This is a genomic window from Cytobacillus sp. FSL H8-0458 (assembly GCF_038002165.1).
GTDB lineage: Bacteria > Bacillota > Bacilli > Bacillales > Cytobacillaceae > Cytobacillus.
Map to the genome: position 1 here is coordinate 745,319 of NZ_JBBOBR010000001.1, position 14,706 is coordinate 760,024.

The 14,706-nt window shown below is 40.2% G+C and carries 19 protein-coding genes; 17 read left to right on the forward strand and 2 right to left on the reverse strand.

Going from position 1 to position 14,706, the window contains the following annotated elements:
- Positions 1 to 18 precede the first annotated feature (18 nt).
- From NYE23_RS03780 to NYE23_RS03800, 5 genes are all read left to right on the forward strand, one after another.
- Entirely contained in the window at positions 19 to 630 is a 612-nt protein-coding gene (locus NYE23_RS03780; protein WP_341075573.1) for a TerD family protein, read from the forward strand.
- Positions 631 to 862: 232 nt separating this feature from the next.
- Positions 863 to 1,564 (forward strand): anthrax toxin lethal factor-related metalloendopeptidase, encoded by a 702-nt coding sequence (locus NYE23_RS03785; protein WP_341075574.1) that lies wholly within the window; start codon positions 863 to 865, stop codon positions 1,562 to 1,564.
- Positions 1,565 to 1,654: 90 nt separating this feature from the next.
- Positions 1,655 to 2,449, forward strand: a complete 795-nt coding sequence (locus NYE23_RS03790; protein ID WP_341075575.1) for a thymidylate synthase — start codon at positions 1,655 to 1,657, stop codon at positions 2,447 to 2,449.
- The gene (locus tag NYE23_RS03795; protein ID WP_341075576.1) at positions 2,446 to 2,931 is read left to right on the forward strand and encodes a dihydrofolate reductase; all 486 of its coding nucleotides are present in this window, start codon (positions 2,446 to 2,448) and stop codon (positions 2,929 to 2,931) included. The genes NYE23_RS03790 and NYE23_RS03795 overlap by 4 nt, the downstream gene beginning before the upstream one ends.
- A 116-nt stretch (positions 2,932 to 3,047) precedes the next feature.
- Positions 3,048 to 3,779 (forward strand): lysophospholipid acyltransferase family protein, encoded by a 732-nt coding sequence (locus NYE23_RS03800; protein WP_341075578.1) that lies wholly within the window; start codon positions 3,048 to 3,050, stop codon positions 3,777 to 3,779.
- A gap of 41 nt (positions 3,780 to 3,820) precedes the next feature.
- On the opposite strand, the gene NYE23_RS03805 is transcribed toward NYE23_RS03800, so the two are convergent.
- Complete coding sequence (locus NYE23_RS03805; RefSeq protein ID WP_341075579.1) at positions 3,821 to 4,057, reverse strand: hypothetical protein; 237 nt, start codon at positions 4,055 to 4,057, stop codon at positions 3,821 to 3,823.
- Between the two features lie 172 nt (positions 4,058 to 4,229).
- On the opposite strand from NYE23_RS03805, the gene ilvA reads away from it, so the two are divergent.
- The 9 genes from ilvA to NYE23_RS03850 all read left to right on the forward strand — a co-directional run bounded on the left by ilvA (position 4,230) and on the right by NYE23_RS03850 (position 11,355).
- The gene (gene ilvA / locus NYE23_RS03810; protein ID WP_341075580.1) at positions 4,230 to 5,498 is read left to right on the forward strand and encodes a threonine ammonia-lyase IlvA; all 1,269 of its coding nucleotides are present in this window, start codon (positions 4,230 to 4,232) and stop codon (positions 5,496 to 5,498) included.
- A 142-nt stretch (positions 5,499 to 5,640) separates the two neighbouring features.
- Complete coding sequence (locus NYE23_RS03815; protein ID WP_035331398.1) at positions 5,641 to 5,838, forward strand: twin-arginine translocase TatA/TatE family subunit; 198 nt, start codon at positions 5,641 to 5,643, stop codon at positions 5,836 to 5,838.
- Between the two features lie 93 nt (positions 5,839 to 5,931).
- A complete protein-coding gene (tatC, locus tag NYE23_RS03820; RefSeq protein ID WP_341075583.1) occupies positions 5,932 to 6,669 on the forward strand; it encodes a twin-arginine translocase subunit TatC in 738 nt (245 codons plus the stop codon).
- A gap of 89 nt (positions 6,670 to 6,758) precedes the next feature.
- Entirely contained in the window at positions 6,759 to 7,010 is a 252-nt protein-coding gene (locus NYE23_RS03825) for a DUF2535 family protein (protein ID WP_341075584.1), read from the forward strand.
- A gap of 139 nt (positions 7,011 to 7,149) precedes the next feature.
- Entirely contained in the window at positions 7,150 to 7,998 is an 849-nt protein-coding gene (locus tag NYE23_RS03830) for a DegV family protein (RefSeq protein WP_341075587.1), read from the forward strand.
- A gap of 146 nt (positions 7,999 to 8,144) precedes the next feature.
- The gene (locus NYE23_RS03835; RefSeq protein WP_341075589.1) at positions 8,145 to 9,125 is read left to right on the forward strand and encodes a nucleoside hydrolase; all 981 of its coding nucleotides are present in this window, start codon (positions 8,145 to 8,147) and stop codon (positions 9,123 to 9,125) included.
- Between the two features lie 115 nt (positions 9,126 to 9,240).
- Positions 9,241 to 9,822 (forward strand): SCO family protein, encoded by a 582-nt coding sequence (locus NYE23_RS03840; RefSeq protein ID WP_341075591.1) that lies wholly within the window; start codon positions 9,241 to 9,243, stop codon positions 9,820 to 9,822.
- A gap of 122 nt (positions 9,823 to 9,944) precedes the next feature.
- Complete coding sequence (locus NYE23_RS03845; protein WP_341075592.1) at positions 9,945 to 10,784, forward strand: SGNH/GDSL hydrolase family protein; 840 nt, start codon at positions 9,945 to 9,947, stop codon at positions 10,782 to 10,784.
- Positions 10,774 to 11,355 (forward strand): YpmS family protein, encoded by a 582-nt coding sequence (locus tag NYE23_RS03850; protein ID WP_341075593.1) that lies wholly within the window; start codon positions 10,774 to 10,776, stop codon positions 11,353 to 11,355. The genes NYE23_RS03845 and NYE23_RS03850 overlap by 11 nt, the downstream gene beginning before the upstream one ends.
- A 68-nt stretch (positions 11,356 to 11,423) precedes the next feature.
- Here the strand turns inward: NYE23_RS03850 and NYE23_RS03855 are convergent, their stop codons facing one another.
- Positions 11,424 to 12,194 carry a DUF4397 domain-containing protein gene (locus NYE23_RS03855; RefSeq protein WP_341075594.1) on the reverse strand — a complete coding sequence of 257 codons (771 nt, stop codon included), beginning with the start codon at positions 12,192 to 12,194 and terminating at the stop codon, positions 11,424 to 11,426.
- A 336-nt stretch (positions 12,195 to 12,530) separates the two neighbouring features.
- Between NYE23_RS03855 and rsgA the strand changes: the two genes are divergently transcribed.
- The 3 genes from rsgA (at position 12,531) to msrB (ending at position 14,705) form a co-directional block, all read left to right on the forward strand.
- Positions 12,531 to 13,589: a ribosome small subunit-dependent GTPase A gene (gene rsgA / locus NYE23_RS03860; protein ID WP_341075596.1), complete on the forward strand. Its 1,059-nt coding sequence runs from the start codon at positions 12,531 to 12,533 to the stop codon at positions 13,587 to 13,589.
- Positions 13,590 to 13,728: 139 nt separating this feature from the next.
- Positions 13,729 to 14,265 carry a peptide-methionine (S)-S-oxide reductase MsrA gene (gene msrA / locus NYE23_RS03865; protein ID WP_341075597.1) on the forward strand — a complete coding sequence of 179 codons (537 nt, stop codon included), beginning with the start codon at positions 13,729 to 13,731 and terminating at the stop codon, positions 14,263 to 14,265.
- Positions 14,265 to 14,705, forward strand: coding sequence for a peptide-methionine (R)-S-oxide reductase MsrB (msrB, locus tag NYE23_RS03870; protein WP_341075600.1), 441 nt, complete (start codon positions 14,265 to 14,267; stop codon positions 14,703 to 14,705). The genes msrA and msrB overlap by 1 nt, the downstream gene beginning before the upstream one ends.
- Position 14,706: the final 1 nt, after the last annotated feature.

Genomic DNA, 14,706 nt, shown 5'->3' on the forward strand with positions numbered 1-14,706 from the left:
TGACGAGGTGGAATTGATATGGCAATTAATCTTCAAAAAGGCCAGCGTGTTGACTTAACTAAAGGAAATCCGGGATTATCTAAAATTATGGTAGGATTAGGCTGGGACCCAGTGCAAAAAAGCGGAGGCGGCGGTCTCCTGGGATCTTTATTCGGAGGCGGCGGCGGAGCAAATATCGACTGTGATGCTTCTGTAATCATGCTTGGTGAAAATGAAAAGCTAAAGAGCAATAAAGATGTCATTTACTTCGGTAATTTAAAGAGCGGCGATGGAAGTGTTCAGCATACTGGAGATAACCTCACAGGAGCAGGCGACGGAGACGACGAGCAGGTGCTGATTGATTTAAGCAGAGTGCCTGCACATATTCATAAAATGGTATTCGTTGTAAATATTTATGACAGCGTTAAGAGAAAGCAGCATTTCGGCATGATCCAGAATGCATTCATCAGAGTGGTAAACTCCGGCAACAATCAGGAACTGATTCATTACAACCTGACTGATGACTACAGCGGAAGTACCAGTTTAATAGTTGGGGAGATTTATCGCCATGGAAGCGATTGGAAGTTCGCAGCTGTAGGTACAGGAACGGCTTCTCCCGGTCTTTCAGATGTAGTGCGCTCTTATTCTTAATAAAAATAAGCTTGGCAGGGGCCCGAAATTACTCGGGTCCTTTTTGAATTTTCATAAAAGTTTACCATCATTTGTTTCCTTCAAATCCTCCTTTCATATGTTATAATTTTAATAGATTATCAGAACGGTTTTAGATTTTTTCTCCATTCAGGCAGTTCCGCAGCTTATATACTTCAAAGAGCTCTGTTGCCCGCAAATTATACATCTTAGATTAGCAGAAGGGGCTTTTCACATGCGCAAAATGGTACTTACATTTACAATTATGATTGTTTCCCTTGCACTGCTTGGGAACTCTCAAGCTGCCATGGGCGGCATAAAACTAAAGGATTACCCGCACTCCTCCGAGCTTAAAGAGTTTCTCAGTTTGAAATCTCCACGCCAGCTTGGTGAGATCTTTATTGTGCCTCTCGAACCTTTTGATGAGAGAGAGGCTGCAGAAATGATTTCCCGGGTTGATCATCTGCCTGTCTCCCTGCTCTCCAAAATAGAGGATGAAGATATCAGGGTGAAATTATTCGTGGGAAAGCTGACAGATAATCCTACGGCCCAGCATCTTGCAGGGGTAATTCCCCGCGGCTATACAGGAGATACTACGTGGGATGACGTCCCAGGGGTTGGCGGGGCAAAAACAGTCCTTGTAAAAATAGGCTTCAGCGCGAGGGGGAAAGGTCATGGATCCGTTAATCTGGAACTTCATGAACTTGCCCATTCTGTTGATCGCCATGTTTACAATGGCATTCGATTTAATCAGAAGTTTCTATCTGTGTGGAAAGCTGAAAAAGCTAAATTGTTCCCGGGTCAAAATTATTTTCTTTCCTTCCCTGAAGAATATTTCGCTGAGGCTTTTGCTATGTATTTTTCAGGAGGGGAATCCAGGAGATTATTAAGCGAGAATGCTCCGAAAACCTATGATTTTATAAAAGAATTAAACTGATTTACCTGTTTCTTTAAAGTTTTTAACTGATGTGAAACGAATGGAAATTGTGTACAATAGCAATGAGTATTTTAAAAAGGTTGGGTGGAAATGAAACAATATTTAGATCTTTGCAGGCATGTTCTGGAAAATGGCACTAAAAAAGAAGACCGTACAGGCACAGGTACAATAAGTACGTTTGGATATCAGATGCGCTTTAACCTGCAGGAGGGCTTCCCGCTTGTTACTACTAAGAAATTGCATCTGAAATCCATAATCCATGAGCTATTATGGTTTTTAAATGGAGATACAAATGTAAAATATCTTCAGGAAAATGGTGTGCGGATATGGAATGAGTGGGCAGACGAGGAAGGGAATCTCGGACCCGTTTATGGACATCAGTGGAGATCCTGGACAGGTGCTGATGGAAATACAGTTGATCAGATTACCAGCCTGATTGAGCAAATCAAAACAAATCCTGATTCCCGCCGCCTGATTGTAAATGCATGGAATGTGGGAGAAATTGAAAAGATGGCTTTGCCGCCTTGCCATTGCATGTTCCAGTTTTACGCTGCAGATGGAAAGCTATCCTGCCAGCTTTATCAGAGATCTGCAGATGTCTTTCTCGGCGTGCCGTTTAATATTGCTTCCTATGCTTTACTGACTATGATGGTTGCGCAGGTTTGCGATCTAGAGCCTGGTGAGTTTGTTCATACTTTTGGTGATGTGCATATCTACCAGAATCATCTTGAACAGGTAAACCTCCAGCTGGGCCGTGATCCTCGAAAGCTTCCAAAAATGAAGATGAATCCTGATGTGAAAGATATTTTCAGCTTTAAGTTTGACGATTTCCAGCTTGAAGACTATGATCCGCACCCTCATATTAAAGGAGTTGTCAGTGTATGATTTCTTTAATGTGGGCAATGGATGAGAATCGTGTGATCGGCAGGGATAATAAACTTCCCTGGCATTTGCCTGAGGATTTAAAGTTTTTTAAAAGAACGACGATGGGTCATCCGATTGCCATGGGACGCAAAACCTGGGATTCAATCGGGAGACCTCTGCCGGGGAGAGAAAATATTGTTATAACCCGGAATAAATCCTTTTCCTGTGAAGGATGCACAGTAGTACATACAGTTGAGGAACTTTTGAAGTTCAGCGGAGAGAGAGAAGATGAGATCTTTGTCATCGGCGGTGCAGAGATTTTTAAAGCCATTCTTCCTGCAGCTGATCGTCTATATCTGACTATGATCTATGACCAATTTGAAGGGGACACATACTTTCCGGAATTGGACATGTCAGAATGGGACCTCCTCTCAAGGGAGAAAGGCAAAAGGGATGAAAAAAATCCGTATGATTTTGAATTCCTCATTTATAAAAGAAAATAACCTTAACAGCAGCTCGCGCCGGCGGGCTGCTTTTTTTAATTATTAAACTGTAAACATATAGTGAAAGGATCCTGATTAATATATAATGTAAAACATCTCAACCCTTGGAGGTATGTATGCTTCGACTAATAATCTTTTTTCTTTATATGGGCGGATATTTAGTTTATAGCCTTCCTGCACTATCCCGGATGAGAAACCTGAGTTCGGCACTCCCTGTTGAAGAGCGCGACCGCATCATCCATAAAGTGCCCCAAAAGTGGTCCAGGACGATTATGAAAATATCAGGCTCTCAAGTAAAAATTACGGGGCAGGAATTAATTCCGGATGGGCCAGTAGTCATTGTCTGCAACCATGAAGGGGATTTTGATATTCCAGTCCTTCTTGCATCCATTAATAAACCTTTTGGTTTTATATCGAAAGTAGAAATGAAGAAAGCACCCATTATCTCATCATGGATGGAAGTCATGAATTGTGTCTTTATTGATCGCAGCAATCGCAGGAGTGCTATCAATTCTTTAAAGAATGCTGCAGAGCTTTTAAAACAGGGACACTCTCTCCTGATTTTCCCGGAAGGGACAAGAAGCAGGGGAGGGCAGGTAGCGCCTTTTAAAGTAGGCGGATTCAGGCTTGCACAGGATGCAGGTGTTCCGATTGTGCCAATATCCATTAAAGGGACAGCAGATGCCTTTGAAAAGAATGGGAGACTCATAAAGCCGGCTAAAATAGAAATTAGGGTGTGCAAGCCTGTGAATGCCAGGATTGTTAAAGATATGGATGCAAAGTTTCTTGCACAGGAAGTAAGAGGGATAATCTGCAGCAGTCTTTCGGACAGAAAAATCGCTTCATAAAAAGAAGGCCCCAGTCAGTCAGGGGCCTTTTAAGCGGTAAATTATAAATTCGGATTCACTAAATAATCTGTGAGCTTCTGAATCATTCCGTGGTATTCCTTGGGATCGCAAAACTCTTCTGCGGTAAAGTTCTCTTTCACCCACTCTATTAATTCATCTGCACTGTTGAAGTACTCTCCACTCGTGTCGCTTTTCCGAATCATATACCTGCCGTTATCTTCATCCACTGTTACCTCCACAGGCAAAGCGCTATCCAGACTGCATAAAGAAAACTCCATTCCTGCACCCCTTTGAGATATAAATTAACTTTTGCTTATTATATGTCAGTTTTAGCTGTTTCTATCCATAAAATAATTCGAAAAATGTAAATTTTAAAAAAACCGGATTGAAATCGTGTTTTATCATGGTATAATGTACAAATTAATAACTTGTAAAGAAGAGGGTGGCAAAATGGAACAGAAAGTAATGACAAAAAAATGGGTGCAGTTGGAAGATATTTTAATTGCATACCAGCAGCTTAAGGATATTGTTGCCCATACACCTTTACAGAAGAATGAACGCCTATCAGAAAAGTATGAGTGCAATGTCTATTTGAAAAGGGAAGATCTTCAGCATGTCCGCTCATTTAAATTAAGAGGCGCCTACTATAAAGTTAAATCTTTAACTGCAGAGGAGCTTGAAAATGGTGTAGTCTGTGCAAGTGCAGGGAATCATGCACAGGGAGTTGCCTATGCATGCAGACACCTTGGAGTTCAGGGGAAGATTTTCATGCCGGCGACCACGCCGAGACAAAAGGTGAGCCAGGTAGAGCTGTTTGGCAGAGATTCAGTAGAGATCATACTTGTTGGGGACACTTTTGATGATTCCTATCACGAAGCTCTTAAATGTGCCACTGAGGAGGATAGGGCATTTATTCATCCGTTTGATGATGAAATGGTGATAGCAGGACAGGGAACAGTAGCGGTTGAGATGCTTAACGATTGTGAAGAACAAGTCGATTTTGTTATTGCCAGCATTGGCGGAGGCGGATTAATGGCCGGACTCAGCACTTACATAAAAAGCATCTCGCCGGAAACGCAGATGATTGGAGTTGAACCTGAAGGAGCACCCTCTATGAGCGAAGCAATCAGGGTTCAAACAGTAGCACCCCTCGGGAAGATTGATAAGTTTGTAGATGGTGCGGCGGTAAAATGTGTGGGTGAAAAAACCTATGACATCTGCAATGAGCTTGTTGATGATATTTTCATGGTTCCTGAAGGGAAAGTGTGCACGACCATCCTTGAATTATATAACGAGCATGCGATTGTGGCAGAGCCTGCGGGTGCTTTGCCGATTGCTGCATTGGATATGTGCAGGGATCAAATTAAAGGAAAGAATGTTGTTTGTGTGATCAGCGGCGGCAATAATGATATTGGTCGCATGCAGGAAATTAAAGAGCGTTCCCTGCTTTATGAAGGCCTGCTTTACCATTTTATAGTGAATTTCCCCCAAAGGGCAGGGGCATTAAGAGAGTTCCTTGACGAAGTGCTTGGTCCGACGGACGATATTACACGTTTTGAATATACGAAAAAAAATAATAAAGAAAATGGTCCTGCCCTTGTAGGAATTGAGCTGAAGCATAGGGAGGACTATAGCGATCTCATTGTGAGAATGAATAAAAAGGGGTTCTCCTACAAGGAGATAAACAAAGACAGCAACCTTTTTCATCTGCTTGTATAAGTCCAAAATGACTGGCGGATCCCTAATTTTAATAAGATATGTGACTGAAATATGAATTTTTATGATATCTGTGACATTTCCTTTAAAAAGTACTATAATCGTATTAGATTCAAAAGGGAAGTACTTTAAAGGAGATGTGAATATGCTTTCAAATATCGGTGTTCCAGGATTAATTTTAATCCTTGTTTTGGCGTTAATCATATTCGGTCCAAAAAAGCTGCCGGAAATTGGCCGTGCTTTTGGTGAAACACTAAGAGAATTTAAAAAATCTACCCGAGACTTGACAAGTGACGTGATGGATGAGCTTGAACAGGATACAAAGAAAAAAACGGTTAAATAAGGTGTAAGGATATACTTCTTGCACCTTTTTGTTTTGGTTTAAAAAATCTGGCTGGTCAAGCCCGGCTTTTTATAAAATTAGCAGGAGAATTGTATGGAAGAAAAAGAGTTAAATTTAGTCGAACATCTGGATGAATTAAGAAAAAGGCTCATTATAACGGCATCAGCATTTATCCTGTTTTTTATTGCAGGCTTTGTTTTTGTGGAGGATATTTATAAGTGGCTGGTAAGAGACCTGGAGGTCAAATTGATTGTCCTGGGCCCAAGTGATATTATCTGGGTTTACTTTATGCTTGCTACGGTTATTGCCGTTGCAGCAACAATACCGGTTCTGGCCTTGCAGATTTGGCTGTTTGTCAAGCCTGCCCTGACAGCGGCTGAGCGGAAGATTTCTCTTTCTTATGTGCCGGCATTGTTTATTCTGTTTATTACAGGCCTTTGCTTTGGGTATTTTGTTATTTTCCCAACCGTATTAAGCTTTCTTGTAGAGCTGGGGGGAGAAATGTTTGAGGCCAATTTTACTGCGGATAAATATTTCCGCTTTGTCCTTAATATGACTTTGCCATTTGGAGTTTTATTTGAACTCCCTGTCGTAATCATGTTCCTGACTTCACTTGGGATTCTTAATCCGTATGTGCTTACAAAAATCAGGAAATATGCTTATTTTGTTCTTATCGTAATTTCGGTTATTATATCACCTCCAGACTTCATGTCTGATATTCTTGTAACCATTCCCTTGCTGCTGCTTTATGAAATAAGCATCAACTTATCAAAAATTGTCTATAAAAGAAAGCTGAAAAAGCAAGAAAATTCAGGAGAGGCATCTTCATAAAAAAATTAATGGGATAGCATAATCAGACACATTTCGAGCCTTATTTGGGGTATAATATTAACAAACGGGTGAAAAAGAGGATTGATATTTTGCTATTTAAAAGCCTAGAGTTCAAAAATGCTGTTGGACAGAAGGTAAAAATTATTGAAATTCCTGTATTGGCAAAAGATAGCCCTTATTATTTTATGATCCAAGTCCGTTTAAAAACTTTTATTGCGGCCACTAATGCCAATGAAAAAACACTTAAGAACCATTCTTTTAGAGAATATCTAAAGCGAGTTTTAAAGTGGCCCGTCTATGAAGAGATTTTTGAGACTCCAGAATTAAAAAATAACGCTTAACAACATTGATGCCGGCAGCCAGCCGGTATTTTTTTGGCCACTTGGAAGAGAAGAACAAGCTATATATTATTGCTTTATTTGTATTTTGCTTGAATGTATAATATGAACTAATTGTTAATGCAAGGGAAGTGAAAGCATAATGACTAAAATTAAAATTGTTACAGATTCTACAGCTGACCTATCCAGCGAATTGCTTGAAAAATTCGATATTGAAGTCGTCCCTCTATCTATTCACATCGAAGGTAATACATACTTGGACCGGGTTGATATTACTCCATCTGAATTCATGAAGAAAATGAAAGAAGCGGACGAGCTGCCCAAAAGCTCACAGCCTCCTGCGGGATTATTCGCAGAGGTGTATGACAGGTTTGGTGACCAGGGCTATGAAATTCTCTCTATTCATATGACTGGCGGAATGAGCGGTACTGTTCAATCAGCAGAAAGTGCAGCAGCTATGTCACATGCAAATGTTACAGTGGTAGATTCCAGATATATATCCAAAGCACTGGCATTTCAAGTATTGGAGGCTGCGAAAATGGCCAGGGAAGGGAAAAGTATTCAGGAAATTGTCAGCCGGCTGGAAACCATTCGCAGTAATACTAAGTTGTTTGTAGTAGTGGATACATTGGAAAATCTTGTAAAAGGCGGAAGGATTGGCAAAGGCAAGGCCATGATCGGTTCCTTGCTGAATATAAAACCAATTGCCTCCCTTGAAGGCGGTGTTTATACACCTGTCGCTAAAGTAAGAAGCCATACCCAGGTTGCAAAATATTTGGCCAAGCAATTTGCAGAAGATATAAAAGGGAAAACAATAAAAGGTGTAGGCCTTGTTCATGCAGAAGGCATTGAGTTAGCTTCTAAGCTGAAAACAATGATAGAAGAGCTGCATGCTGGCGCAGAGGTTGAAATAGAGGAGACAACTCCAATTATCAGTACACATACAGGACCAGGTGCAATTGGGTTCATGTATCATCTGGAAGATAAATAAAAAGGACGCATAGCTCATCAGGCTATGCGTTTTTTTTCGGTCTGATCATGGAAAGGAATAGTTAATTTCAAAGACTTTTGTCCTATTTGAAAATATTTGCCATTCTTGATTATCCCCGGAATAAAATTAATTATGGGGGTGTAGGGTTGAAGAGGAAAAATGTCTTGTTTTTTAGTGACTTTGGAATTGACGATTTTGTTGCGGTTATATTTGCCTATTTCTCAGAGGAAATCAATATCGTTGGGATTGTTGCTGATTATGGAAATGTTTCCAGGGAGGACGCCATCCGAAATGCTGCATACCTTCGTGAATTAACCGGTCAAAATACTCCCGTATTCAGCGGAGCAGTATTACCTTTAACCGGCGATGCTCCGGTATTTTACCCGGATGTTCACGGCATTGAAGGGCTCGGTCCGATTATTCCTAAACTGGAGAATTCCAATAATATGTTTGAAAACTTTGATGATTTTAAGGAACTGATCGAGAAGTATGAAGATGATATAACAATTGTTAATGTAGGCAGACTTTCTTCATTGGCAACGGCCTTTATCCTTTATCCCGCACTTATGAGTAAAGTCAGTGACTTTTATATTATGGGCGGGGCATTCAATGTTGCAGGCAATGTGACTCCAGTGGCTGAAGCAAATTTTTATGGGGACCCATATGCGGCTAATGTTGTGTTTGCCAATGCACCAAATAAAATTCATGTCTTTCCTCTGGATGTAACGATGTCTGCAATCATTACTCCTGCAATTATTGACTCTCTTGATGCCTATTATCAGAAAGTGCAAAATAAAGTCGGCTTAATTCTGAAGCCTATGGTTGATTATTATTTTAATTTTTATAAGGAAACTTATCCAGGCATAAGCGGAAGTCCCATGCACGATTTATTTACATTTTGGGCAATGCTTGACGGGGCTGACATTCAATACTTGGATGTACCGGTAAAGATAATTACTGACAAAGGGGAGGCGTTTGGCCAGAGCATTGGTGACTTTAGAAATGTCCCTCAGGAAAACAAGATGAAATACCGGATACATCGGATTGCTGTGCAATTTAATTATTCAAATTTCATCAGAACATTTTATGAGATTATGACTAACCATAAAACGAAACCAACTCAATAGTTTTTATCATCCATTAAATCGAGATACTATTCACAAGTTTGTCATAAGTACTTCTTTCTTCTTTCATGAATATTTGCTAAAATTAGCAACGTATCTAATTAAAGCAGGTGAATGTATGAGAAAAAGAGTTTTTGCAATAATGGTATCTGCTTTTATGCTTGCAGTGCTTTCAGCATGCGGACAGAGCGGCATAAAGGACGCGTTAAATTGGGAACTGGCTGATTTTACGTATACAAATCAGGATAATAAAGAATTTGGTTTAAAGGATCTTAAAGGCAAGGTTTGGGTAGCCGACTTTATTTTTACCAATTGCGAAGATGTATGTATGCCCATGACAGCTAATATGAAGAAGCTTCAGGATTTGGCTGAGGAAGAAGGCATAAAAAATATTGAATTTGTTTCATTCAGTGTAGACCCAAAAGTGGATACACCTGAAGTTTTAAAGGAATTTGCATCTTCATATAATGCAGATTTCAGCAATTGGCATTTTCTGACCGGGTATGAACAGGAAGAAATTGAGAAATATGCTATGGAATACTTCAAAACCATTGTGAAGAAGCCGCAAACAGGTGATCAGGTAATCCATGGAACAGACTTTTTTCTTGTTGACCAGAATGGAAAAGTAATGAAATATTATACTGGTCTCAATGAAATACCATTAGATGAAATTATGAATGATATTAAAGCATTGCAATAGACCTTGGACGAGGTCTATTTTTCTTTTCAGTTTAATCCATGCTGCTGCAGAGACAATGCTAATTATTTTTAAATTGGAGTTGCATGTTATAATATGAATGAGAAAAATGGGCAGGTGATAGTATGATAAAAAAATTCACCCTAATCCTTTGGATCATGCTGCTTCTCGCCTCCTGCAGTTCAGTTAACCACAGCGATATAATTCATTCTGAAAAAGAATCCCGCCTGACAGTTAAAGAAGAAATTCCACTGGATTTTTTCCCTCGAAACCTTACTGTTGCTGCAGTAGGAGACTCTTTAACCCAGGGGGTTGGAGACAGTACTGAACGTGGAGGCTACGTGCCATATCTTGAAATGTCACTGGAAAAAGACAAAAGTGTTCAAGACGCTGTTTTTTATAATTTCGGTGTTAAAGGCAATCGTTCCGATCAATTATTGAAAAAGCTGGGGACAGATGAAGTAAAAGATGTTGTGAAAAATGCAGACGCGGTGATCATAACCATTGGCGGCAATGACGTTATGAAAGTTGTCCGTGAGAATTTTTCAAACCTGAAGCTGAGGGCCTTTGCTAAAGAAAAAGAAATCTATGAACAAAATCTGACCGAGGTTTTAGATTCTATTAAAGAGGTAAACCCAAATAGTAAAATTATTTTAATAGGCTTATATAATCCCTTTCTGAAATGGTTTTCAGAAATAACGGAAATTAACGCTATTCTTGGAGATTGGAATGACACAAGCCAGGATATATTGAAAAATTATCCAGGTACCTATTTTGTTGAAATAGATGATATCTTTGAAAATACCGATGAAAATCTTTTATTTACAGACTACTTTCATCCAAATGACAAAGGCTATGAATTAATAGCTGGACGGGTCCATCAAATCCTCACAGAGGAAGTGCTGAAAGATATTCCGTATAAAAGGAATGCCGAAGGAAATGGAGAGAAGCTGATTGAAAGATAGAAAATGGAAAAAGCTGTTTTTTGCACTGCTGGCCATTAATGCACTCATTGCAGCTGTGCTGTTTATTATTATCAGTATGCCGGCAGATGACGAAGACTACACAGCGGTCACCGAGAATAGTGATAATTATGTTCCTTTTAAAATAAAAGCCAATAAAGAAGATTTGAATAGGGTCATTAACCACTATCTTGAAAAAGAAGGACTGACAGGAGCAATAGATTACAAGGTCCTTCTAAATGATGAAGTTGATTTATATGGTACAATCCCTTTCTTCAGCCAGGATCTGCAGATGAAACTGTCATTTGAACCAGAAGCCTTGAAGAATGGGGATGTTGTCCTTCAGCAAAAGTCTATATCTGTTGGGCAGCTGAAACTTCCTGTTTCACATGTTCTGAAGCTGGTAAAAGACCGCTACAATCTTCCGGAAGGTGTTACCATTCAGCCGCAGAAAGAAAGAATCTATGTGTCACTGCAGGAAATGAAGCTGAAAAGTGATGTAAAAGTAAAAGTGGATGAATTTAATTTAAAGCAGGATGATATTCGTTTTACCCTTCTTGTTCCTGTTAAATGAGAAAAGGGAACTCTTCCGCAACTTTGGAGGGGTTCCCTTTTTTTGACCTTTTGTTTGGCGCGAAAACATTAATCTGTAATGATAATTGCTTCAAGCTCAGGCTCTTTGGCAACGGAACCTACAGCCAGTAAGGTGTAGGCCTGGTCTGCTTTAAATTGCATTCTAGGAATTGACAGCACCTCATTAGGGGTTCCTGCTACCCTGGCCTCCAAATCGACTGTCATTGGAGTTAATGCCATGTACTTGCTTGCCTGCCTGAAAGCAATATTGGGGAAAACAACATCCCTGTTTTTTACGGCAATATCAACTGCCGGAGCTTCGTGGGACAGGTGGGCAAATCTGACTTTTGTTTCCCCGGCAGGCACTTCAGGCTGAATTTCTAATATGACAAGCTTTAAGTTTGCTGCATTTCCTGCAGCTGCAATTGTATATATGTTATCTGCAGCAGCAGTAATTTTTCTGCTTAAAAGTGTGGAAACCATGCTGCCAGCCGGATATATGTCTATCTGGTGCGAGCCTGCAGGCAGTGCAGCATAACCGCTTGCTTCTTTATATGAGAAGTCCTTTAAAATTCGCGTGCCATTTATATAAATATCGATCGGGCCGGCATTAGGGGAACCATGGAACATCCGCACTCTTGCCTGCTGTCCCTGATGAACTTCTGCAGATGGCACCGGGTTATTTGTACGCATCATTCGAAAAGCCTGATTGAGGCAATGTAAATGTTTATGGTAATAAGCAATATGCTGTGCTGCATCAATATATTTAAAGTACTGTGCCAAAAGATCATACTTTGCTGCTTTTTGTAAATACCATTGCTGATTTCTCTCGGCAGGCATATTTCCCCCTCCTAAATCTGCTTAAATAACATATGCTTCTCCCCGGGTGAATGCCACATTGGGAAAAATGATGGAATAAAAGGGCTTTACTTCTGGATCAATATTCCATATAATATAAACAAATAAACGAAAGCGGGTGATGTGCTATGACAAGAGAATTTTACGCCAATACGTTCATTGTAAATAATTCAGGCACAGCCCAAATGGAATTCGTTTAATCGAGCGGACCAGATTGTTTTTCCCCTGCTTATTGAACTTTACATGATCCGACCATGGGCTGATTGCCTATGGTTTTTTGTATGTAAAAAATATTCGATAAGCATGGAGGAACAATCATTGACAATCAATAAACTTGGATTAAATCCCTTTTTTAAAGACGCTTTTTCAGCGTATGAAGAAAAAGAATATCAAATGGGCCGGGTGGCTTTAGAGCATAAGAGAATGTATCGTGTATGGACAGATAAGGGTGAAATGCTCTGTGAAGTATCAGGAAAATTTTCTTTCGATGCATCATCAAGGGAGGATTTTCCTGCTGTAGGTGACTGGGTTGTCATCAAAGAAAGAGCGGATGAACAGCGGGGTACCATTCATGCAGTCCTTCCAAGGAAAAGCAAATTTTCAAGGAAGGCAGCAGGGGTGAATACGGAAGAACAAATTGTAGCTGCTAATGTAGACACTATTTTCCTGGTTAATTCACTTAATGAGGATCTAAACTTAAGAAGAATGGAACGTTATTTGCTTTTGACATGGGAAAGCGGGGCAGCTCCTGTGATTGTTCTTACCAAGGCTGACCTTTGTGAGAATCTTGAGGAAAAGCTTGCTGAGGTGGCCACCGTTGCCATGGGTGTTCCTGTTATCTCAATCAGCGTGATGGAAGAGAATGGAATAGACCTGCTTAAACCGTTTTTGGAGCCTGGAAAAACAATCGCATTGCTCGGCTCTTCAGGTGTTGGAAAGTCCACACTTACCAATTACCTTCTTGGCGCGGAAAAACAAAAGGTCCAGGATATTAGAATAAGTGATGACAAAGGAAAGCATACAACTACTCACAGGGAACTCATCCTTCTTCCTGAAGGCGCCATATTGATTGATACTCCAGGAATGCGGGAGCTTCAGCTGTGGGAAAGTGAAAGCGGTCTTTCAGAAAGCTTCACAGATATTGAACAAGCCGCTGAAAACTGCAGATTCAGGGACTGTACACATGAAAATGAGCCAGGGTGCGCTGTGCATATGCTAATAGAAGAAGGCAGCATATCAAGGGCGCGTCTGAACAGCTATAAGAAGCTTCTCAAGGAACTCGCTTATCTGGATAGAAAGCAGGATAAGCGAGCCCAATCTGAAGAACGAAAGCGCTGGAAAAAAATAAGTGCCGGAGCAAAGAGCAAAAGAATATAAAAATTCAGAAACCTCTTCAATGAAGAGGTTTCTTTTGCATATAATGAATCTTTTCATTAATCTTATGTATATAGCTTTAAATCATCTTTTTAAGGGAAAAAGTAAAAGATAGAAAAGTGCCGGAAAGAGGTGGAGCAGAATGACAGAGAAACAATACGAAAAGGCAACATTTGCAGGAGGCTGCTTCTGGTGTATGGTAAAGCCTTTTGATGAACAGCCTGGAATAAAAGAGGTACTATCCGGGTATACCGGAGGGAATGTAAAGAACCCGACTTACCAGCAAGTCTGTTCGGAAACGACTGGCCATTATGAAGCGGTTCAAATCACATTTGATCCTGAGGTTTACCCATATGACAAACTGCTTGAATTATATTGGCAGCAGATTGACCCTACAGATGAAGGCGGGCAGTTCTATGATCGAGGCCAATCCTATCAGACAGCGATTTTTTATCACAATGAAAAACAAAAGCAGTCAGCAGAAGAATCAAAACAAAAGCTTGCTGAAACCGGTCCATTTACAAAACCGATTGTTACCAGGATTCTGCCTGCTTCAGACTTTTATCCTGCAGAAGAATATCATCAGCACTATTACAAAAAAAATCCGGAAAGATACAATGCCTATCAAACAGGCTCTGGAAGAAAGGCATTTATTAACAACCATTGGGGTGAAAAATGATGGAAAAGAATAGAGAAGATTTAAAGCAGAAACTTAATCCCATGCAATATGAAGTAACTCAGAATAATGGCACAGAGCCGCCGTTCCGCAATGAGTATTGGAATGAATTTAAAGAGGGGATTTATGTTGATATCGTTTCCGGCAAGCCTCTTTTCAACTCAAAGGATAAATATGACGCAGGGTGCGGCTGGCCCAGCTTTACAAAACCCATAGAGGATGAAGAAGTTGTGGAAAAAGAAGACCGCAGCCACTTTATGGTCAGAACGGAAGTGAGAAGCAAATCAGCCGATTCCCATCTTGGTCATGTTTTTGATGATGGACCGGGACCTGCGGGCCTCCGTTACTGCATTAATTCTGCTGCACTCAGGTTTATTCCTAAGGAAAAACTTGAGGAAGAAGGCTATAAAGAATACCTGCAGCTATTTAATAATGAAAACTAAG

What these genes read in the sequence shown, in the direction of transcription:
- tatC (WP_341075583.1), top strand. Translation starts at nt 5,932, where the DNA reads ATGGAAGAAAAAGAGTTAAATTTAGTCGAACATCTGGATGAATTAAGA.
- NYE23_RS03800 (WP_341075578.1), top strand. Translation starts at nt 3,048, where the DNA reads ATGCTTCGACTAATAATCTTTTTTCTTTATATGGGCGGATATTTAGTT.
- NYE23_RS03805 (WP_341075579.1), bottom strand. Translation starts at nt 4,057, where the DNA reads ATGGAGTTTTCTTTATGCAGTCTGGATAGCGCTTTGCCTGTGGAGGTA.
- NYE23_RS03815 (WP_035331398.1), top strand. Translation starts at nt 5,641, where the DNA reads ATGCTTTCAAATATCGGTGTTCCAGGATTAATTTTAATCCTTGTTTTG.
- NYE23_RS03830 (WP_341075587.1), top strand. Translation starts at nt 7,150, where the DNA reads ATGACTAAAATTAAAATTGTTACAGATTCTACAGCTGACCTATCCAGC.
- NYE23_RS03785 (WP_341075574.1), top strand. Translation starts at nt 863, where the DNA reads ATGCGCAAAATGGTACTTACATTTACAATTATGATTGTTTCCCTTGCA.
- NYE23_RS03845 (WP_341075592.1), top strand. Translation starts at nt 9,945, where the DNA reads ATGATAAAAAAATTCACCCTAATCCTTTGGATCATGCTGCTTCTCGCC.
- NYE23_RS03790 (WP_341075575.1), top strand. Translation starts at nt 1,655, where the DNA reads ATGAAACAATATTTAGATCTTTGCAGGCATGTTCTGGAAAATGGCACT.
- ilvA (WP_341075580.1), top strand. Translation starts at nt 4,230, where the DNA reads ATGGAACAGAAAGTAATGACAAAAAAATGGGTGCAGTTGGAAGATATT.
- msrA (WP_341075597.1), top strand. Translation starts at nt 13,729, where the DNA reads ATGACAGAGAAACAATACGAAAAGGCAACATTTGCAGGAGGCTGCTTC.
- NYE23_RS03795 (WP_341075576.1), top strand. Translation starts at nt 2,446, where the DNA reads ATGATTTCTTTAATGTGGGCAATGGATGAGAATCGTGTGATCGGCAGG.
- NYE23_RS03780 (WP_341075573.1), top strand. Translation starts at nt 19, where the DNA reads ATGGCAATTAATCTTCAAAAAGGCCAGCGTGTTGACTTAACTAAAGGA.
- NYE23_RS03855 (WP_341075594.1), bottom strand. Translation starts at nt 12,194, where the DNA reads ATGCCTGCCGAGAGAAATCAGCAATGGTATTTACAAAAAGCAGCAAAG.
- NYE23_RS03840 (WP_341075591.1), top strand. Translation starts at nt 9,241, where the DNA reads ATGAGAAAAAGAGTTTTTGCAATAATGGTATCTGCTTTTATGCTTGCA.
- msrB (WP_341075600.1), top strand. Translation starts at nt 14,265, where the DNA reads ATGGAAAAGAATAGAGAAGATTTAAAGCAGAAACTTAATCCCATGCAA.